Source organism: uncultured Roseobacter sp. (assembly GCF_947491795.1).
In the GTDB taxonomy this organism is placed as follows: domain Bacteria; phylum Pseudomonadota; class Alphaproteobacteria; order Rhodobacterales; family Rhodobacteraceae; genus Roseobacter.
Genome location: NZ_CANLKW010000001.1, coordinates 742040 through 760970, shown reverse-complemented (window position 1 = coordinate 760970; position 18931 = coordinate 742040). Strand labels below are relative to the sequence as shown.

The window sequence follows — 18931 nt, the reverse complement described above, 5'->3', positions numbered from 1 at the left end:
TCGGGCGGTTTCATTCATAGAGTAAGTACAATATAGAAAGCCCCGGGACAGGCCACAAGGACCAGCGAGCTATGACTGCGCAATATGCCTCTGATCCCGCACTGGCCAGGGGGCGGCGCGTGCGGGAAGAGGAAAGCACCTTTCGTTCGTGTTTCCAGCGCGACAGGGACAGGATCATCCATGCCAGCGCCTTCCGGCGGCTCAAACACAAAACACAGGTGTTTATCGAGCACGAGGGCGATTATTACCGCACCCGCCTGACCCATTCGATTGAGGTGGCCCAGGTGGCGCGCACAATTTCGGGCGCGCTGGGGCTGAATGCCGAACTGACCGAAGCTGTGGCGCTGGCCCATGATCTGGGGCACACGCCCTTTGGCCACACGGGCGAGGATGCGCTGTGTGATCTGATGGCACCCTTTGGTGGCTTTGATCATAATGCCCAGGCGATCCGGATCGTGACACAGCTGGAACGGCACTATGCGGATTTTGACGGGCTCAACCTGACCTGGGAAACGCTGGAGGGGCTGGCCAAACACAACGGGCCCGTAACGGGCGATATCCCCTGGGCGCTGGCCGCGTGCAATCTGGAAATGGATCTTGAGCTGCACACCCACGCCAGCGCCGAAGCCCAGGTGGCCGCCATTGCCGATGATGTGGCCTATAACCACCACGACCTGCACGACGGGCTGCGCGCAGAGCTTTTTTCCACTGACGAGCTGGCCGAACTGCCGATTTTGAAAGACTGTTTTGCTGCCGTGGACAAACGCTACCCCGGCCTGAATTACTACCGCCGCAGACATGAGGCGCTGCGCCGGTTCTTTGGTGTGCTGGTCGAGGACGTGATCGGCTATGCGCAGCAGCACCTGTCGGACCTGCAACCCGCCAGCGTACAGGACATTCGTGCTGCCGGATTTCCGATCATCCGGTTTTCGCAAGGTGTCTTTGAGGATCTGAAGATCATCCGCGCCTTTCTTTTCGAGCGGATGTACCGCGCACCCAGCGTGGTTGAAATGCGCGCGCGGGTGACAAAGGTGGTCGAGGAACTCTTTCCCTGGTTTATGGAAAACCCCGATCAGCTGCCCAAACAGTGGCGCAAGGATGTGGAGCAGGCCGAAACCGAAACGGCGCTTGCCCGGATCGTCTCGGATTATATTTCCGGTATGACGGACCGGTTTGCACTCCAGGAATATGACCGCCTGATCGGGGCCGCCCCGGGCAGCGCCGGTTGACCCGGCCACAGTCCGTGATACACCGCCCGCAACACTGCCCGAAGGATGTGAGCCTGTGAATCTCTTTGCCGATATCCGTCACCTGGTGACCGAAACGCTGACTGCCATGATGGCAGAGGGCGCGCTGCCCGATGGTCTGGCGCTGGAAAATGTCACGGTCGAGCCGCCGCGCGATGCGGCACACGGCGACATGGCCACCAATGCGGCCATGGTTCTGGCAAAACCGTCGGGCATGAAACCGCGCGATATCGCCTCCGCACTGGCGGAAAAGCTGGACGCAGATGCCCGGATTTCCAGCGCCGAGGTTGCAGGTCCGGGGTTTCTCAACCTGCGGCTGGCCCCTGTGGTCTGGCAGGAGGTGATACGGTCGGTCCTGTCGTCCGGCGCTGATTTCGGCCGTGCCGCCCTGGGGCAGGGGCAGAAGGTCAACGTGGAATATGTATCTGCCAATCCGACGGGTCCGCTGCACGTGGGGCACACACGGGGCGCGGTTTTTGGCGATGCGCTGGCGTCTTTGCTGGATTTCGCGGGCTTTGATGTGACCCGGGAATACTACATCAATGACGGCGGCGCTCAGGTCGACGTGCTCGCACGTTCGGTCTATCTGCGCTACCAGGAGGCGCATGGCCAGGAAGTAGCGTTTCCCGATGGTACCTATCCCGGCGACTATCTTGTGCCGGTCGGACAGGCGCTGAAGGACAAAGTGGGCGACGCCTATCTGGACAAGGGCGAGCAGTTCTGGCTGGAAGACGTGCGCGATTTCGCCACCGAGGCCATGATGGATCTGATCCGTGCCGATCTCAAAGCGCTCGGCGTCGAAATGGACGTGTTTTACTCTGAAAAATCTCTCTATGGCACGGGCCGGATTGAGGCAGCAATCGATGATCTGCGCGGCAAGGGTCTGATCTATGAGGGCGTTCTGGAGCCACCCAAGGGTAAAAAGCCTGAGGACTGGGAGCCGCGCGTCCAGACACTGTTTAAATCAACCGAACACGGCGACGACGTAGACCGGCCTGTCATGAAATCTGACGGCAGCTGGACATATTTCGCGCCGGATATCGCCTATCATTATGACAAGGTAACCCGGGGCTTTGATGCGCTGATCGATGTCTTTGGCGCGGATCACGGTGGTTATGTCAAAAGGATGAAAGCGGCGGTGTCTGCACTCTCTGATGGTCGGGTGCCGCTGGACATCAAGCTGACGCAGCTGGTGAAGCTGTATAAAAACGGTGAGCCTTTCAAAATGTCCAAACGGGCAGGGACCTTTGTCACCCTGCGCGATGTGGTCGATCAGGTGGGCCCCGATGTGGCGCGTTTTGTCATGCTGACGCGGAAAAACGACGCCATGCTGGATTTTGATTTCGACAAGGTGCTGGAGCAGAGCCGGGAAAACCCCGTCTTTTATGTGCAGTATGCCCATGCGCGGGTGGCCTCGATCCTGAATAAGGCGACAGAGGCAGGCATCGACGTGGCGGATGAAACGCTGGGGGCTGCTGATCTGGGTCTGCTGGCACATCCGGCCGAGCTGGCCATGGCCGCAAAGCTGGCAGAATGGCCGCGTCTGGTTGAAACGGCTGCACGCACGAATGAGCCGCACCGCGTGGCGTTCTACCTCTATGAGGTGGCGTCCGATTTCCACAGCCTTTACCACCTGGGCCGGTCCGACGACAGCCTGCGGGCAGTCCAGGAAGGCAACGCCGCCACAAGCCAGGCGAAAATCGCCCTCGTACGTGCCACGGCGATTGTAATTTCGGCCGGTTTGGGTATTCTCGGTGTCACACCGGCGCAGGAAATGCGTTAATAATTCGCAACCGGCGTCCGAGCAGTAAATCGAACCGGACCTGATGGGCAAAGTACCCTGACGGCAGAGTGAGGCATTGATGGCGGATATCGAATTCTCCCATAACATGGGGGCCTGCGGACGTGCATCCGAAGGCGACACCGGGGGTGACCCCCGGGGCGGCTCTCTGACACTGATGACAAACCTGGCGGGTGCCGCGATATCGCTGGCGCTGATCGCAGGTATCGGTGTCTGGGGCTATAAACTGATGGTCCGGGACGTCAGTGGCATCCCGGTAGTGCGCGCTGCCGAAGGCGACATGCGTATACGTCCTGAAAACCCAGGGGGGCAACTCGCCCGGCACCAGGGTCTGGCGGTGAACGCCGTTGCCGCAGAGGGCGTGGCCGCCGGGCCGGTCGATCAGGTGGTTCTGGCCCCGCGCGGAGATGATCTGAGCGCTGATGACCAGCCGGTCGTTCAGGCCGCGGCTCCGGTTGAGCAGCCCAGTCCGCTGAGGCCTGCTGCGGATGCTTTTGCTGCACTGGCTGACAGCGCAGACAGTGATGCGGTTCAGAGCGTCGCCATTGACCAGCTTGTCACAGAGCTGACGGCGGGAACTGAGCCGATGGAGAGCACGGCAGATACATCGCCAAACCGCGATGCCGTGCTTCAGGCCGCCGCCGAGGCCCTGCCCGAACCGGAACCAGCCGTTGTCGCGCAAACGGGTCTGCGGGTCTCAGCCCGTCCGGTTCTGCGGCCCGCGCGGGTGCAAAAGGCTGCCTTCACGCCCGCACCGGTGACGGCAGAGATTGATCCTTCAAAAATCCCCGCTGGCACACGACTGGCGCAGCTGGGCGCTTTCGAGAGCCCGGAGATCGCGCGCCAGGAATGGCAGCGCCTGTCCAGCCGTTTCGGTGATTTCATGGGCGACAAATCCCGCGTTGTGGAACAGGCCCAGTCGGGCGGGCGCACCTTTTACCGGCTGCGCGCAATGGGGTTCAAAGATCTCGGGGATTCGCGCCGGTTCTGTGCAGCCTTCAAGGCCGAAGGGGTGGACTGTATCCCCGTGGCCAGCAGATAAGCCCAGCCCGTGGCCCGCTTTGGTGCAACCATTCTGGATGCGGACGGTCTGCGGCTGAGTGCGGAGGAAAAAGCATTTTTCCGTGACGCCAATCCGTTTGGCTTTATTCTGTTCGCGCGCAACATCGATACCGCCGATCAGGTCCGCGCGCTGTGTGACGAAATGCGCAGCTGCGTGGGCCGTGATGCACCGATCACCATTGACCAGGAGGGGGGACGGGTGCAGCGGCTGCGCGCGCCGTTCTGGACAGAATGGATGCCTCCGCTGGATTTTGTGCAGGCTGCCGGGCCGGACGCCGCAGAGGCGATATATATCCGCTATCGCCTGATCGCCGCCGAACTGCGCGACCTGGGCATCGACAGCAACTGCGCGCCAATGGTTGATATTGCCGGTGCGCAGACCCATGATTTCCTGCGCAACCGTTGTTACGGGACAGATGCGGACGCGGTGTCCCGTCTGGGCCGGGCGGTGGCAGAGGGTCTGCTCGCAGGGGGTGTGCTGCCGGTGGTGAAACACATGCCCGGACACGGTCGTGCCACGCTCGACAGCCACTATGACCTGCCACATGTCAGCGCAGCGCCCGCTGAATTGCATGATACTGATTTTGCGCCTTTCCGGGCGCTGAATGATCTGCCGATGGGGATGACGGCCCATCTGGTCTATGATGCAATTGATGACCGGCCCGCGACCCTGTCGCCAAGAGTAGTGCAGGTCATCCGGGAAGAAATCGGTTTTGACAATCTGATCATGACCGACGATCTGGGCATGAAAGCGCTGCAGGGCAGTCTGCGGGATCTGACCCGCGGGGCGCTGGATGCCGGCTGCGATGTGATCCTTCACTGCAACGCGCCACTGGCGGAACGCGCAGAAGTTGCCGAAGCCGCCGGCGAGATGAGCTTTGCCGGCCAGACCCGGGCGCTGCGCGCACTGAATGACCGCGTTGCCCCCGACGATATTGACATTCCCGCCCTTCACGCCCAGCTTGAGACGCTGTTGAACAGGGTGTGAAAGTCGGCGCGTTGAATGTCTGAGGACAGTTTCCAGGAAGACACGGTGTCCGTGGCCGACAGGCTCGCTGCCGAGGCGCTGATCGTCGATGTGGACGGTTTTGAGGGTCCGCTGGATCTGCTGCTGACCCTGAGCCGCACGCAAAAGGTTGACCTGCGTAAAATCTCGGTACTGGCGCTGGCGCAGCAGTATCTTGCTTTTGTGGAACGGGCCAAGGCGTTGCGGCTGGAACTGGCGGCGGACTATCTGGTGATGGCGGCCTGGCTGGCTTTCCTGAAATCCCGCCTGCTGCTGCCGCCCGACCCGTCAGAAGACGGCCCGACCGGCGAAGAACTGGCGGCGCATCTTGCGTTTCAGCTCGAACGTCTGCAGGCCATGCGCGACGCTGCCGCCCGGCTGATGGGACGCGACAGGCTGGGCCGTGATTTCTTTGCCCGCGGTCAGACGCAGGAAGTGACACGCACGCGCAAAATTCAGTACACCGCAACGCTTCTTGATCTGATGCAGGGCTATGCCCGTATCCGCACCCGCGATGAATTCCGCCCCTTTGTCATGGACCGCGAGGCGGTTTTTACCATGGAGCAGGCGCTGGACCGGATGCGGGGGCTGATCGGTTTTGCGGGCGACTGGACGGATATTGTGAGCTATCTGCCAGAGGGGTGGGAAATGGACCCTGCGCGCAGGCGCTCGGCCACCGCATCGACCTTTGCGGCGTCGCTTGAGCTTGTTAAAGAGGGGCATCTGGAAATCCGCCAGTCAGAGACATTCGCGCCCATCCAGCTGCGCAAAAAGGACAGACCTGCGTGACAGACGACGCCCCGGACACCGAAGAAGAACAGAGCCTGTTCGAAGCCCCGCCCATGGGCGAGCAGGAGCGGATGGTCGAGGCAATCCTGTTTGCCTCTGCCGAGCCGGTATCTCTGCGCGAACTGACGGCGCGGATGCCGCATGGTTCTGATCCGGCAGAGGCAATTGTCTATCTGCGCAAGCGGTACGAAGGCCGTGGGGTCAATCTGTGCAAAATCGGGGATGCCTGGGCCATGCGCACCGCCCCCGATCTGGGGTTTCTGATGCAGCGCGAAACGGTCGAGACCCGCAAACTGTCCCGTGCAGCCATCGAGACACTTGCAATTATTGCTTATCATCAACCGGTGACGCGGGCCGAGATCGAAGAGATACGTGGCGTTTCTGTCAGCCGCGGCACGGTCGATCAGTTGCTGGAGATGGAATGGATCCGCTTTGGCCGGCGCAAAATGACGCCTGGCCGTCCTGTGACCTTTGTGGTTACCGAAGGCTTCCTGGATCACTTTGGTCTTGAGAACGCGCGCGATCTGCCGGGGCTGAAGGAGCTGCGCGCTGCTGGTCTGCTGGAAAACCGGCCGCCGCCCGGATCGTTGCCGGTGACGGGTGAGGTGGGCGACGAGGACGAAGAGAGCACCCAGGGTCAGAGCGAGCTTTTTGAGGACTGATCCCTTGTCCTCTGACGGTCACTGTCACGCAGCGAACACATCACTCATGTGAAATAAATTCTTTGGTATGCGGGGACACGCGCTGCGTGCAGTTCACGCGCCCGGGTGGCGCATTTGCCGGGGGGAATTCAGGCCGGGCGCCGCGAGCAGTTGCGATCAGGCGGGTGCCTTGAAGTGTTTGGAAAGCTTCAGCCCCTGACCCTGATAGTTCGACGCGATATCCGCACCGTAAAGCTGTTCAGGCAGAGCTGCCATACGCTCATAGATCAGGCGCCCGACGACCTGGCCGTGTTCCAGCACAAAGGGAGCCTCGTGACAGCGCACTTCCAGCACCCCGCGTGAGCCCGCGCCGCCCGCTTTGGCCCAGCCAAAGCCCGGGTCAAAAAAGCCTGCGTAATGCACCCTGAACTCACCGACCATCGCCAGAAACGGGGCCATTTCAGCGGCATATTCAGGCGGTATCGTTACCGCTTCTCGGCTGACCAGAATATAGAACGCGCCCGGATCAAGGATGATCTTGCCGTTGTCGCTGTGCACTTCTTCCCAGTATTCCGACGGGTTGTAATGGTCGATGTTGTCCAGATCGATGACACCGGTGTGCGGCTTGGCGCGGTATCCCACAAGCGTCGTATCCGGCAGGCGCAGGTCAACCGAAAAGCCCAGGCCGTCATCAATCACCGCGTCACCGTCCACCAGAGGTGTCTCGTCATGCAGAGCGCGCAGCGCCGCGTCATCGAGCACCGCCTGGTTGTCCCGGAACCTGATCTGGTTCAGGCGCATGCCCGGACGCACCAGAACCGAAAAAGAGCGCGGGCAGATCTCGGCATACAGCGGGCCATGATAGCCCGGGGCAATCCGGTCAAACTCGGTACCACCGTCGGTGATGGTGCGGGTCAGCAGGTCGAGCCTGCCGGTCGAGCTTTTGGCATTGGCCACGGCCTGGACATCCGCGGGCAGGGCAAGGGATTCGATCAGCGGGACGACATAAACGCAGCCCTTTTCCAGAACCGCACCATCTGTCAGGTCCACGCGGTGCATCTCAAACTCGCGCAGGCGGTCCGAGACGCGCTCACCCGCGCCTGTCAGAAAAGAGGCCCGGACCCGCCAGGCGGTACGTCCCAGTCGCAGATCCAGGCTCGCTGGCTGGATCTGTGCTTTTGTCACCTTGCGGGTGCCGGCGATCTGGTTGGATGCGACCATTTCCGCGATCCGCTGGCTTGGAAGAACGCCACTCATGTACCGGCTCCTGAAAATGCAAAGGCCCGCGCTGCGGGAGCGCGGGCTCTTTGGACATGTCGGTTGATGGTCGGGCTAGCAGGACTCGAACCTGCGACCTTCCGTCCCCCAGACGGACGCGCTACCAGGCTGCGCCATAGCCCGACATGAGCCGCTTCATACCCGATCTGAGGGCCGTGACAAGAGCGAATTGCCATTGGATCAGTCTTTGCCCGCGTCTTTGTGTGAGCCGGTCGCTCCTGCGCGCAGCTGTGCAAGACGTGCCACAAGCGGCCTGATCGCATCCGCCTGTTCCGGCGTCAGATGACGGATACGTGAGACGGCGGTCAGCGCGGACGGTTCAACACTCATCGTGCTTTCCTGTAGCGGGGCCGCGATTTCCACAACGCGTGGTTTTGGTGCCGGTTGCGGCTCCGGATCGGATGCGGCTTCCTCAGGCTCCGAACCGTTCTCCATAGGCGCGGGTGCCGATTCCGTCTCGGAACTCTCGTCAGTGACTGATGGAGATGCCGCTTCAACTGCTTCTGGCAGATCGGCATCCGGTGTCGCTTCGGGTTCCGACTGATGCGGTTCTGGTGGACTGGCTGCAGGTGTGACGTCCGGTGCCGGTTCAACCGCTGCAGGCTCTTCGGCTCCGTTATCGACGGCCTGCGCTTCGGCTTCGGCAGCGGTTTCCTGCTCTGCTTCTTCAGCGACGTCATTCAGGGGATGCCGCAGGAAGCCGGGCAATTCGGACACTGGTTCAGACTGGTCGGTCCCAGGGTCTGCCGCAGTAGACGCGTCCTCTGCCGCTGGCAGATCGGCTGGTTCCTCCGCGGGGGCTTCCGACGCCACTGCAACCGGCTCGGGCTCAGGTTCAGCGATCGGTTCCGGTTGAGCCGGCGCAGACACATCTTCACCAATGTCTTCGACTGGCTCCAAAGGTGTTGCAGCAACGGGCTCTGCGGGTGCAGCGTGTTCGGGTTCCGAAGGTTCAGCGGCAGGGGGGGCGACCGGTGCGGTCTCCTCAGGCTCGAAAGCTTCGGGCAGAGTTTCTGCAGGTGCTGCAGTCTCTTCTGCGGCCTCTCCGGTTGCGTCCTGCACATTGTCTTTCAGAGCTTCTGCGCCGGTATCACCTGGTGCAACCGCATCGGGCTCTTCGGGAGTATCGGCCAGCGTCTCTGAAGCAGATTGGTCTGGTTGCGCGTCATCACTCACTGGCTCCGCTGCGACCGTTTCCCCGGCAGCGGGCTCGTCCGGGCTCTCGGCCCTGGCATCGTCGACCGCCAGCTGAGGTACCGGTTCGGCGACGTCCGCAGCAGGCCGTGAGTGTTGTTCGGGCGCGGTATCCGTGTCGCTGATCTGATCGTCCATTACGGCAACAGTCAGATCATCCAGTGGCTGCGACATCGCGGCCACATGTGCGATCCCGTGTTCGCGCAGCAGTTTCTGCGCGCCTTTGATGGTCAGCCCGTCTTCGTGCAACAGTTTCTTGAGACCGCCCAGCAACTGCATATCGTTGGGCCGGTAATACCGGCGGCCACCAGCCCGCTTTACGGGCTTCACCTGACTGAATTTGCTTTCCCAGAACCGCAGCACATGCGCCTGCACACCCAGCCAGTCTGCGACCTCTGAGATCGTGCGGAAAGCATCAGGTGATTTGGGCATCAGATCAGGACTTGTTCCCGTTCGCCACGCGATCCTTCATCAGATGCGACGGGCGGAATGTCAGGACGCGGCGCGGATTGATCGGAACCTCTTCGCCGGTTTTGGGATTGCGACCGACGCGGGCCGATTTATCACGCACGGAAAACGTGCCGAAAGACGAGATCTTCACCTGCTCGCCGCGCACGAGCGCATCCGACAGATGCTCCAGTACCGACTCGACCAGCTGTGCGCTTTCATTGCGGGAAAGACCAACTTCGCGGAAAACGGCCTCGCTCAGATCCATACGTGTCAAAGTCTTTTCGGCCATATCATCCCCCCTGAGTTTGGATCACCATAGGGGAGGGGGTTTTTCCGAGTCAATATCAATGGCTTGCAGGACAGGGGATAAGCGGAAATATCCCGGCTACCAGCGCAGGACAACGGCCCCCCAGGCCAGACCACCGCCGATTGCCTCGGTTACGATGAGATCACCGGGCTTTATCTGCCCCCGGTCGCGACCCACAGACAGGGCCAGGGGAATCGATGCAGCAGAGGTATTTCCGTGATCCTGCACCGTGACCACAACGTTTTCCATCGGCAGCCCGAGCTTTTTGGCAGTGCCCTGGATGATCCGGATGTTTGCCTGGTGTGGCACGATCCAGTCCACCTCCTCCGCGCTGACCCCTGCCTTTTCCATTGCTGTGGTCGCGGTCGAGGCCAGCTTTTCCACCGCATGGCGGAACACCTGGTTGCCCTGCATACGCAGATGTCCGGTTGTTCCGGTCGAGACACCGCCGTCTACATACAAAAGGTCCCGGTGCCGGCCATCCGAATTGAGGTCGGTGGACAGAATGCCCCGGTCCGCCGGCGTGCCGCCACTGTCGCGTGCTTCCAGCAGGACAGCGCCCGCGCCATCGCCAAAGAGCACACAGGTTGAGCGGTCCGTCCAGTCCATGATGCGGCTGAAGGTTTCTGCGCCGATGACCATAACGCGGCGCGCCTGCCCCGAAAGGATCAATGCGTTGGCATTGCTCAGGGCATAGACAAAACCGGCACAGACAGCCTGGACGTCAAACGCAAAACCGTTTGTCATGCCAAGCTCTGCCTGCACCATGGTCGCGGCCGACGGAAACGTCAGATCTGCGGTCGAGGTGGCGAGCACAATCGCATCCACATCTGCGGGCTCCAGCCCGGCATCCTTTAACGCCGCGCGTGCGGCATTGGCCGCCATGCCCGAAGTCGTTTCACCCTCTGCCGCGAAATGGCGGCGTTCAATTCCGGAGCGTGCCCTGATCCATTCGTCCGTCGTCTCCAGCGTTTTTTCAAACTCTGTGTTCGGGACAACCCGCTCGGGCAGATAGTGTCCTACGCCTGCTACAACAGCACGGATGGTCATTTATGTGTTCTCCTCTGCCGGCAGGGCCGCAACCCGGGCCGCGAGTTTGTCTGTAAACTGGATGTCCGCCAGTTGTGCCGCCAGTTTGATAGCCGCCGAGATACCCGTGGCATCAGCGGCACCGTGGGATTTAACCACAGTGCCGTTCAGCCCCAGAAAAACGCCGCCGTTCACGCGCCGCGGATCAATCTTCCGGCGCAGCCGGTGCAGCGAGGTATAGGCCAGCAGCGACGCAAGGCGCGACAGGGGCGAATACCGGAACGCCTCGCGCAGGCGGCTGCCGACAAGGCTCGCCGTACCTTCTCCGGTTTTGATGGCCACGTTGCCGGTAAATCCGTCCGTTACGATCACGTCACAGACATCGCCCGAAATGTCGCCGCCTTCGACAAACCCCATAAATTCGAATCCGGCCGCGTCCTGCTGGTCACGAATCAGCTCATAGGCTTCTTTGAGTTCTGTCCGGCCTTTGTGCTCTTCCGTCCCAACGTTCAGAAGGCCGACGCGCGGGCGGGGCAGATCCAGCCCGTTGCGGGCATAGGACATGCCCATCAACGCATAGCGCAAAAGATCGTCTGCATCTGCGCGAACATCGGCTCCCACGTCGAGCAGCACGTTAAAGCCCTGCGGATTTGAGGACGGATAAAGCACGGCAATGGCCGGTCTGTTCACGCCCGGCAGTTTGCGCAGACGGATCATCGACAGAGCCATCAGCGCGCCTGTGTTGCCGCAGGAGACCGCGACAGAAGCTGTGCCCTCGCGTACGGCCTCGATGGCTGACCACATAGAGGTTTCTTTGCCGTTGCGGACGATATGGCTGGGTTTGTCGTCCATCGTCACGACGCCGGTGGCATCGCGGATGTCACAGCGCCCGTCCAGCACGCGCCTGCGGTCAACGAGCGGTTTCAGCTCTGCTTCCGGGCCGTGAAGGATAAAATGGATGTCAGGGTTTTTGCGGGCAGACACGTCGCAGCCCGCAACAACAGCTGCGGGCCCGGCGTCGCCGCCCATTGCGTCAACGGAAATTACGATCCGTCCGGTCTGGTTCTCTGCCTGATCGGTCTGTGCCGTCATGAAGCGACCGCCTCCAAACCTGCTGCCCTTGTTCTTTAAGGGACAGGTTTAGGCTGCGTCGTCGTCCAGATCAATCTCTTCTGTCAGTGCAACGACTTCTTTGTCGTCATAGTGGCCACAGGCCGCACAGACATGGTGAGGGCGCTTGAGCTCGCCGCAGTTGGTGCATTCGTTCGGGTTTGCAGCAACCAGAGCATCATGTGCGCGGCGGTTGTTGCGGCGCGATTTGGAAACTTTGTTCTGTTGAACAGCCATTGGCTTGAGCCTTTTGTCGTTCGGGGCCGGGCGCTCAGAAGGCTGCCGGACGGCCAGTTTTCGGAATCTGTCCCGTATCGGGTGTGTCGTGCGTTTAGGGCCTGTCCGGAAGGAAGTCCAACCCTATTTCGATGAGCGCCGCAAAATACCCGGATCAGAGCCTGGTGCAAGCAGATATTTCTTAGAAATCCGCCTGTTTATCAGAGGCTTTCCCGCGTCATTTTGTCGGGCCGGTGCATCATTTGTCTTCTGCATCGCCCGGATCATTGCCATCTGCCAGCTGATCGCGCAGGCCCGCAAGCCCTGCAAAGGGCCGCGCGTCCTCATCGCGCATCGGTTTGGTGCCCGGCTCTGTATAGATCATTTCGCCCGTGTCCGCCCCCGGTGCGCGTGGATACAACGGCAGTTCCAGCACTAGCGCTTCGATCATCACGGCCCAGGGATCAATATAACGGCCCAGTTGCTCGGTGGTGTCATCGCCGGTCATTTCGGCCTCTGGCAGGTCCGGATCGGCGAAGTCATGCGCAAAAAGACGTGTGACATCGGCGTCAATCCGCGTTGTGACGGGCTCCAGTGTAATACCGCAGGGCTGGATAACCGTTGCCCCGAGACGCGCGTTCAGCCGCCAGTCTGCCTTGCCCTCGGCACGGATATCTCCCTGAAAAGACAGCTTCCTCAGGCCCAGCAGGTCAAGCTCTGTTGCCAGGGCCTTGAGCGTTGCCGCATCAGGCCGGAAAGAAAAGGGTGCAGCACTGTTTTGCGGCAGGTCTGCCACGCGCAGCGCGGTCTGTGATGTTGTGGTCTCGCGCATAATGTGATGCTTTCGTTTCTTGAACCATAGCCGCTGCATGGTGTAAGCGGGATAAAAGTCATAGCCCTTAAGGGCAAGAGGGTACGAAGTAATGAACACAGGGTCTGGGGAAAAGAACGGCGCTTTCCGCGCGTTCAGACTGGGATGCCTGGTGGCGTTTTGCGCTTTGTTCAGTGCCTGTTCGTCGCTTTACAGCAACCACGGCTATGTCCCCTCCAGCGAGGATCTCGACCTCATTGCGGTGGGCGTCGACACGCGCTCCAGCGTAGAAGAATCGCTTGGATCTGCGGCCTCCTCTTCGGTGATTGACGACTCAGCCATGTACTTTGTGCGCAGCCGTATCCGCCAGACGGCGTTTCTGGAGCCCGAAGTCGTGGACCGCGAAGTTCTGGCCATCAGCTTTGATTCGAATGGCATCGTCGCCAACGTGGAGCGGTTCGGCCTAGAGGACGGTCAGGTCGTCCCGCTGGCGCGGCGTGTCACAGATACAACCGTCGGCAGCCGGTCTATCCTGCAACAGCTCTTTGGCAACATCGGACGCTTTACCCCCGGCGGCATCGGCGGCTGATCGTGTCATGCGGGCGTTACCGCCCTGGTGCAGCCTGTCTGTGACACCGGCCAGCCGAAGATCGCCGCGATGACCCGGACCAACAGCCTCTACCGCATACGTGCAGCTGTGACATCGCACGATCTTGAGGCCGTCAGAGCATTGCGCATACGTGCTTTCGGAGCCGACGCTGATGCCGCTGACTGGGACAGCGAGGCCCACCTGTTGCTGATCGAAAGCTGCGACACGGGCAGGATTTTATGTTCTTTCCGCCTGCGTGATTTTGAAGCCTGGGAAATTTCGCAAAGCTATTCCGGCAGTTTTTACGAGTTGTCTGCGCTCGGCAGGTATCCCGGCACGATGGTCGAGATCGGGCGGTTTTGCGTTGCCCCCGGTTGTGCCGATCCGGATGTTCTGCGGCTGGCGTGGTCGGCCATCACGGCGCATGTCGACAAACGCAACGCCAGTTTTCTTTTTGGGTGTTCGTCCTTTCAGGGCACGGAGCCAGAGGCATACATGGACACATTTTCCATACTGCGCGCGCGCCATCTCGCCCCGGAATGCTGGCGGCCGCGCATCAAAGCCCCGGAAGTCTTCCGATACGCTGCAAGTGCTGAGAGCAGGCCTGACCTTAAACGCGCGATGCAGGCCATGCCGCCTCTGCTGCGCAGTTACCTGATGATGGGCGCATGGGTCAGTGATCATGCAGTGATCGACCGCCGGATGAATACGCTGCATGTTTTTACCGGACTGGAAGTTGCAGCGATCCCTGCAGCCCGGAAACGGCGTCTGCGCGCACTGATATGAACAGATCAGATGGGTTTTTCACGACCTGGTGCCCACAGCGCGTTGACCCCGGGCGCTCAGGCGCGTAGCCCGCCGGTATGGCACGTGTACCTCTTTTGCAGCTGAACGATATCTCGCTGACCTTTGGCGGTGATCCGGTGTTTGACGGGCTGAGCCTTGTGGCACAGCCCGGTGACCGGGTGGCGCTGGTCGGACGCAACGGCTCCGGAAAATCCACCCTGATGAAAGTGATGGCGGGCCTTGTGGAGCCGGACCGCGGCGAGGTTGTCTCCGGGCCGGGTGTCTCGGTTGGTTATATGGAACAGGACCCTGATCTGGCCGGATTTGAGACGCTGGGGGATTTCGCGGCACACGGGCTTGAACCGTCAGAAATGTACCGTGTCGAGCGCGCGGGCGAAGGCCTGAAGTTTGATCCCGCACGCCCTGTGGCAACCGCCAGCGGCGGCGAGCGTCGGCGGGCGGCACTTGCCCGGCTGATGGCTGGCGAGCCCGATCTGATGCTACTGGACGAGCCCACGAACCACCTCGACATCGAGGCAATCGCCTGGCTGGAAGAAGAACTGAGCCAGTCCCGTCAGGGCTATGTGATCATCAGCCACGACCGCGCGTTTCTGCGGGCACTGACACGGGCGACGCTGTGGATAGACCGCGGCGCAGTGCGTCGTCAGGAAAAGGGGTTTGCAGGTTTTGAGGCCTGGCGCGATACGATCTGGGACGAAGAGGACACACAGCGGCACAAACTGAACCGTAAAATCAAGGCCGAGGCCCGCTGGGCTGTCGAAGGCATCTCGGCACGGCGCAAACGCAATATGGGCCGGGTGCGGGCTTTGCAGGATCTGCGGGCAGAGCGAGCCGCACAGATAACGCGTCAGGGCACAGCAGCCATGGCCCTGGATGCCGGGCCAAAATCCGGGCGCAAGGTGATCGAGGCAGAAGGGATCACAAAGAGCTTTGGCGACAGGCAGATCCTCAGACCGTTTTCGCTGACTGTCCAGCGCGGCGACCGGATTGCCTTTGTGGGGCCGAACGGTGTCGGCAAAACGACCCTGCTGAACATGCTGATTGGTCACGAGCCACCTGACACGGGAACGGTGCGCCTCGGCACCAATCTGGAACTGGCGCTTTTTGATCAGGCCCGGGCGCAGCTGGATGAGGATATGAGTCTGTGGGACAGTCTGACGGGAGATCCCGAGATGCGTGTCTCGGGCAAGGCCGATCAGGTTATGGTGCGTGGTACACCGAAACATGTGGTGGGCTACCTGAAAGAGTTTTTATTCGACGAGGCACAGGCCCGCGCGCCGGTCCGGGCTCTGTCAGGCGGGGAAAAAGCGCGCCTGCTGCTTGCCCGGCTGATGGCGCGGCCCAGCAATCTGCTGGTGCTTGACGAGCCGACAAATGATCTTGATGTGGAAACGCTCGACCTGCTGCAGGAACTGCTGGGCACCTATGACGGAACCGTGCTGCTGGTCAGTCACGACAGGGATTTTCTCGACCGGGTTGCGGCGACAACCATCGCGATGGAGGGGGACGGCCGCGCGACGGTCTATGCCGGGGGATGGAGCGACTACATCAGCCAGCGCGAGCCGCGCGACGGGAAATCCGACGAAACGGCGAAGACCCGCAACGCCTCCCGCGCAGACAAAAAACCAGCAAAAGCGGAAAAGCCGGGCCTGAGTTTTACCGAAAAACACAGGCTGGAAGCGCTCCCGGCGGAGATCGAACGGCTCGAGGCAGAGATTGCGCGACTGGGCGAACTTCTGGCTGATCCTGATCTGTTCTCGGACAACCCGGTCAAGTTCCGCAAAGCAACGGAAGCTCTGGTGGAGCGTCAGGAAAAACTCGCCGCGTCCGAGGATGAGTGGCTTGTGCTTGAGGAAAAGGCGTCCGGATAGAACCGGGGTGCCTGGCAGACTGTCTGGCCTGCCAGGGGTCCGGGTTCAGGCGCTGCGCCGGCGTTTGCGTGCCGCCGGAACGGCCAGCATTCCAAGAGCGACAAGAAAGCCTGCCACTGCCGGTGGCAGCGGGACCGCTGCAATTGTGGGCGGGCTGATTTCAGGGGCTTCATTGTCCGGTGTCTCATCCGGCGTATCGATCTGGCGTTCCTGCAACAGGCTGCTGCTGCGGAAGATTTCGGCCACACCCGGTGCCAGCCCGGGCAGGAAGTCCGGATCGTCCAGCAACGAGACATTGATGACCGGATCCATCAGCGACCCCATGCCCTCATCTGTGTGATCAACACCCAGAATATGACCCAGCTCATGTGCGGTGACAAAGCTCTGCAGGGCGGTCGATGTCCCCTCGGCGCTGACAATTCCAAAGGGCAGCGAGGGCGCGCCAAGATAGGCAGCACCAACCGTGTTGCCCGTCAGACGGGGCCCGAACCCCATAACGGCTGTCAATGGCGGGATGTCACCGGCGGCAGCGCTGGCAAAGTCGGACAAAAGGCTGAAGGCATCGGCCTGGCCTGCACTGTTTGAGACAGCGGCGAGATCAAGGGTTACCGGCGCGGGGGAGGGCAGAAAATTCAGAAAGATGTCAGCCTGACCAAAGATGCGGTTCATGAAGGACTGGTCGATATCCGGCTCAAAGCACTCAGAAGAGCCCTGATCACAGAGGCTTACCGTCAGGACATCCAGTTGCAGAACAGCGGCCTGCAACGAGGCTGTCTGAAACATCAGGGCGACGGCTGCGCCTGCGAACAGGCATTTCGGGGGAGTACTTACTGGCATTGGTCTTCTCCGCAGGCTGGTGATGATGCGAACCGCGCGACATGCCCGATCCACCACCTGTGGTAGAAGCACTGAAGTGCCCTGTCTGACAATACTGAGCAGAAATTCCCGCCCGGACAGGCATTTACATGCCGCCGCAGAGCGAAAACCCGCCGACGGCGCCTTGCTCAGCGCATGCGCAGCGCGCCGTCAATGCGGATCACCTCGCCGTTGAGATACCCTGCAGTGACGATAAAACCCGCCAACCGCGCGTATTCCGCCGGATCGCCCAGCCGGGGCGGGCAGGGCACATCGGCTGCCAGCTGTGCCTGGATGTCCTCGCCCAGACCGGCAAGCATCGGGGTCATAAAGATGCCAGGCGCAATTGTCATCACCCGGATGCCGGAGCGGGCCAGATCGCGCGCCATCGGCAGGCACAGACCGACCACGCCCCCTTTGGATGCAGCATAAGCGGTCTGGCCTTTCTGGCCGTCAAAGGCCGCGATGGAGGCTGTGTTGATGATTACGCCGCGGGCTCCGTCCGGCTCTGGCGCGTTGTGCTGCATGATATCCGCTGCCAGTCGCGCCACATTGAAGGTGCCCACAAGGTTGATGTCGATCGTGCGCTGAAACAGATCAATCGGATGCGGCCCGTCCCGCCCGATTGTTTTGGCGGCATCCGCAATTCCGGCGCAGTTGACCGCCGCGGTGACGCGTCCCATCGCCTCTTTCGCTTTGGCCAGTGCGGCGGAGACAGAGGCCTCATCCGTCACATCGGTCTGCGCAAAACTCCCGCCGATGTCACGGGCAATTTCCGTGCCGCGCTCTGCGTCCCGGTCAAGCAGCGTGACCGCGGCACCCTGAGATGCAAAAAACCGCGCCGTTGCCTCACCCAGACCTGATGCGCCGCCCGTGATGACCGCCGCTGTATTTGCCAGTTCCATGTCATGCCTCCCTGTCCTGTCCCGGACAGAAAGCACGGGCTCAGCGGGCTGTCCAGAGACCCTGCATCAGCGTGCGGTCCATCCGTGCCAGCGGGCCCAGCCGGGTGGTCAGCGGCGGCCAGCACAGCCAGGTGCCCCCAAGACGCTGCGGCTCTGCCCCGGTGCCCAGTTTGAAGCGGGTAAGCCCCGGCGTGTCCTCGGTGTCTATGGTTCCCAGATCAAGGCTGGTCACACCTTTGCCGTGCAGCCACATCATGGCGTACCACAGCAGCAGAGTATGGGCCGAGGAGCGCCGTCCGGGTTCTGTTGTGTGCCCCATATGATAGGCAGCACCCGTGCCATGGCGCAGGATCAGCAGTGCCGCCACCGCATCCCGACCATCAAAAGCGGTAAAAAGCTTCGCACCGCTGCGGTTTGCCCGCATCCATGCCAGGGTCAGCGACGTTGGCCAGGTGTGATAGCGGCGCTGTTTTCTCTGGGCGCTGTCCGCCTGAAACAGCCAGTGGTTTGGATCGTCCGGCATGTTCTGCCGGGTCACCCGCAGCCCCTGTGCGCGCGCATGGCGCAGGCGGTTGCGCCATTTCTGATGCAGGTGTGCCTCAAGCGCGTCGGGCGGTGGTGTCAGGTCCAGCCGGGCGACCGTTGCCGGGCTGACAAGCGGCAACGCACCGATCTCGCTCAGATCGCTGGGGTGATCAGGTGAAAAAATGACCGGTCCGCGAACACCGACGGAGGCCAGACAGGCCAGTGTTGTTTCCGGGTCGGGCATTCGCGCGCGCGGCAACATCGTGAGAGGAATTCCGCACCACCGTCGGTGCAGTGTCAGTGTGCCATCCGCCAGGCGTTTCGGAGACTGGCCCAGCAACTCCAGTGTCTGCGCATACTCGCGGCTTTGCTGGAGGGCGGGCGACGGATCGGCATGGACAGCATCAAACATGAGTTCATTAAGAATGTCGAAACCTA

At 61.4% G+C, this 18931-nt stretch carries 19 protein-coding genes and 1 tRNA gene; 9 read left to right on the top strand and 11 right to left on the bottom strand.

Features of this window, described 5'->3' with window-relative positions; translation table 11 throughout:
• Positions 1–71: 71 nt before the first annotated feature.
• From Q1A34_RS03790 to scpB, 6 genes are all read left to right on the top strand, one after another.
• The gene (locus tag Q1A34_RS03790) at positions 72–1229 is read left to right on the top strand and encodes a deoxyguanosinetriphosphate triphosphohydrolase (protein ID WP_300030944.1); all 1158 of its coding nucleotides are present in this window, start codon (positions 72–74) and stop codon (positions 1227–1229) included.
• 55 nt (positions 1230–1284) lie between these two features.
• Positions 1285–3030, top strand: a complete 1746-nt coding sequence (argS, locus tag Q1A34_RS03785; protein ID WP_300030941.1) for an arginine--tRNA ligase — start codon at positions 1285–1287, stop codon at positions 3028–3030.
• 79 nt (positions 3031–3109) lie between these two features.
• Positions 3110–4090: an SPOR domain-containing protein gene (locus Q1A34_RS03780; RefSeq protein WP_300030938.1), complete on the top strand. Its 981-nt coding sequence runs from the start codon at positions 3110–3112 to the stop codon at positions 4088–4090.
• A gap of 9 nt (positions 4091–4099) precedes the next feature.
• The gene (gene nagZ, locus Q1A34_RS03775) at positions 4100–5098 is read left to right on the top strand and encodes a beta-N-acetylhexosaminidase (protein WP_300030935.1); all 999 of its coding nucleotides are present in this window, start codon (positions 4100–4102) and stop codon (positions 5096–5098) included.
• Between the two features lie 15 nt (positions 5099–5113).
• The gene (locus Q1A34_RS03770) at positions 5114–5905 is read left to right on the top strand and encodes a ScpA family protein (RefSeq protein ID WP_300030932.1); all 792 of its coding nucleotides are present in this window, start codon (positions 5114–5116) and stop codon (positions 5903–5905) included.
• Positions 5906–5958: 53 nt separating this feature from the next.
• Positions 5959–6567, top strand: a complete 609-nt coding sequence (gene scpB, locus Q1A34_RS03765) for an SMC-Scp complex subunit ScpB (RefSeq protein WP_300032333.1) — start codon at positions 5959–5961, stop codon at positions 6565–6567.
• Between the two features lie 156 nt (positions 6568–6723).
• On the opposite strand, the gene Q1A34_RS03760 is transcribed toward scpB, so the two are convergent.
• The 8 genes from Q1A34_RS03760 to Q1A34_RS03725 form a co-directional block, all read right to left on the bottom strand.
• Positions 6724–7803: a 2'-deoxycytidine 5'-triphosphate deaminase gene (locus tag Q1A34_RS03760; RefSeq protein ID WP_300030929.1), complete on the bottom strand. Its 1080-nt coding sequence runs from the start codon at positions 7801–7803 to the stop codon at positions 6724–6726.
• A 67-nt stretch (positions 7804–7870) separates the two neighbouring features.
• Positions 7871–7947, bottom strand: a tRNA-Pro gene (locus Q1A34_RS03755).
• Between the two features lie 57 nt (positions 7948–8004).
• Entirely contained in the window at positions 8005–9450 is a 1446-nt protein-coding gene (locus Q1A34_RS03750; RefSeq protein ID WP_300030926.1) for a MerR family transcriptional regulator, read from the bottom strand.
• Positions 9451–9454: 4 nt separating this feature from the next.
• On the bottom strand, positions 9455–9757 hold the full coding sequence (gene ihfA / locus Q1A34_RS03745; RefSeq protein WP_298835549.1) for an integration host factor subunit alpha: 303 nt from the start codon (positions 9755–9757) through the stop codon (positions 9455–9457).
• 96 nt (positions 9758–9853) lie between these two features.
• Positions 9854–10825 carry a beta-ketoacyl-ACP synthase III gene (locus tag Q1A34_RS03740; protein WP_300030923.1) on the bottom strand — a complete coding sequence of 324 codons (972 nt, stop codon included), beginning with the start codon at positions 10823–10825 and terminating at the stop codon, positions 9854–9856.
• Positions 10826–11896, bottom strand: a complete 1071-nt coding sequence (gene plsX / locus Q1A34_RS03735; protein ID WP_300030920.1) for a phosphate acyltransferase PlsX — start codon at positions 11894–11896, stop codon at positions 10826–10828. It lies immediately after the preceding gene.
• Positions 11897–11944: 48 nt separating this feature from the next.
• A complete protein-coding gene (gene rpmF / locus Q1A34_RS03730) occupies positions 11945–12151 on the bottom strand; it encodes a 50S ribosomal protein L32 (RefSeq protein WP_300030917.1) in 207 nt (68 codons plus the stop codon).
• 238 nt (positions 12152–12389) lie between these two features.
• Positions 12390–12962: a DUF177 domain-containing protein gene (locus Q1A34_RS03725; RefSeq protein WP_300030914.1), complete on the bottom strand. Its 573-nt coding sequence runs from the start codon at positions 12960–12962 to the stop codon at positions 12390–12392.
• Positions 12963–13053: 91 nt separating this feature from the next.
• On the opposite strand from Q1A34_RS03725, the gene bamE reads away from it, so the two are divergent.
• From bamE to Q1A34_RS03710, 3 genes are all read left to right on the top strand, one after another.
• Positions 13054–13530 carry an outer membrane protein assembly factor BamE gene (bamE, locus tag Q1A34_RS03720; protein WP_300030911.1) on the top strand — a complete coding sequence of 159 codons (477 nt, stop codon included), beginning with the start codon at positions 13054–13056 and terminating at the stop codon, positions 13528–13530.
• A 69-nt stretch (positions 13531–13599) separates the two neighbouring features.
• Entirely contained in the window at positions 13600–14316 is a 717-nt protein-coding gene (locus tag Q1A34_RS03715) for a GNAT family N-acyltransferase (protein ID WP_300030908.1), read from the top strand.
• Positions 14317–14393: 77 nt separating this feature from the next.
• Positions 14394–16208 carry an ATP-binding cassette domain-containing protein gene (locus tag Q1A34_RS03710; RefSeq protein WP_300030905.1) on the top strand — a complete coding sequence of 605 codons (1815 nt, stop codon included), beginning with the start codon at positions 14394–14396 and terminating at the stop codon, positions 16206–16208.
• A 45-nt stretch (positions 16209–16253) separates the two neighbouring features.
• Here Q1A34_RS03710 and Q1A34_RS03705 read toward each other — a convergent pair whose 3' ends face one another.
• The 3 genes from Q1A34_RS03705 to Q1A34_RS03695 all read right to left on the bottom strand — a co-directional run bounded on the left by Q1A34_RS03705 (position 16254) and on the right by Q1A34_RS03695 (position 18905).
• Entirely contained in the window at positions 16254–17045 is a 792-nt protein-coding gene (locus Q1A34_RS03705) for a hypothetical protein (RefSeq protein WP_300030902.1), read from the bottom strand.
• Between the two features lie 167 nt (positions 17046–17212).
• On the bottom strand, positions 17213–17968 hold the full coding sequence (locus tag Q1A34_RS03700) for an SDR family NAD(P)-dependent oxidoreductase (RefSeq protein WP_300030899.1): 756 nt from the start codon (positions 17966–17968) through the stop codon (positions 17213–17215).
• Between the two features lie 40 nt (positions 17969–18008).
• Positions 18009–18905, bottom strand: a complete 897-nt coding sequence (locus Q1A34_RS03695; RefSeq protein WP_300030897.1) for a GNAT family N-acetyltransferase — start codon at positions 18903–18905, stop codon at positions 18009–18011.
• Positions 18906–18931 lie beyond the last annotated feature (26 nt).

Coding starts and splice junctions, on each gene's coding strand:
- Q1A34_RS03790 (WP_300030944.1), top strand. CDS start 72: ATGACTGCGCAATATGCCTCTGATCCCGCACTGGCCAGGGGGCGGCGC.
- Q1A34_RS03780 (WP_300030938.1), top strand. CDS start 3,110: ATGGCGGATATCGAATTCTCCCATAACATGGGGGCCTGCGGACGTGCA.
- Q1A34_RS03770 (WP_300030932.1), top strand. CDS start 5,114: ATGTCTGAGGACAGTTTCCAGGAAGACACGGTGTCCGTGGCCGACAGG.
- scpB (WP_300032333.1), top strand. CDS start 5,959: ATGGGCGAGCAGGAGCGGATGGTCGAGGCAATCCTGTTTGCCTCTGCC.
- Q1A34_RS03760 (WP_300030929.1), bottom strand. CDS start 7,803: ATGAGTGGCGTTCTTCCAAGCCAGCGGATCGCGGAAATGGTCGCATCC.
- Q1A34_RS03750 (WP_300030926.1), bottom strand. CDS start 9,450: ATGCCCAAATCACCTGATGCTTTCCGCACGATCTCAGAGGTCGCAGAC.
- ihfA (WP_298835549.1), bottom strand. CDS start 9,757: ATGGCCGAAAAGACTTTGACACGTATGGATCTGAGCGAGGCCGTTTTC.
- Q1A34_RS03740 (WP_300030923.1), bottom strand. CDS start 10,825: ATGACCATCCGTGCTGTTGTAGCAGGCGTAGGACACTATCTGCCCGAG.
- plsX (WP_300030920.1), bottom strand. CDS start 11,896: ATGACGGCACAGACCGATCAGGCAGAGAACCAGACCGGACGGATCGTA.
- rpmF (WP_300030917.1), bottom strand. CDS start 12,151: ATGGCTGTTCAACAGAACAAAGTTTCCAAATCGCGCCGCAACAACCGC.
- Q1A34_RS03725 (WP_300030914.1), bottom strand. CDS start 12,962: ATGCGCGAGACCACAACATCACAGACCGCGCTGCGCGTGGCAGACCTG.
- bamE (WP_300030911.1), top strand. CDS start 13,054: ATGAACACAGGGTCTGGGGAAAAGAACGGCGCTTTCCGCGCGTTCAGA.
- Q1A34_RS03715 (WP_300030908.1), top strand. CDS start 13,600: ATGACCCGGACCAACAGCCTCTACCGCATACGTGCAGCTGTGACATCG.
- Q1A34_RS03710 (WP_300030905.1), top strand. CDS start 14,394: ATGGCACGTGTACCTCTTTTGCAGCTGAACGATATCTCGCTGACCTTT.
- Q1A34_RS03705 (WP_300030902.1), bottom strand. CDS start 17,045: ATGCCAGTAAGTACTCCCCCGAAATGCCTGTTCGCAGGCGCAGCCGTC.
- Q1A34_RS03700 (WP_300030899.1), bottom strand. CDS start 17,968: ATGGAACTGGCAAATACAGCGGCGGTCATCACGGGCGGCGCATCAGGT.
- Q1A34_RS03695 (WP_300030897.1), bottom strand. CDS start 18,905: ATGTTTGATGCTGTCCATGCCGATCCGTCGCCCGCCCTCCAGCAAAGC.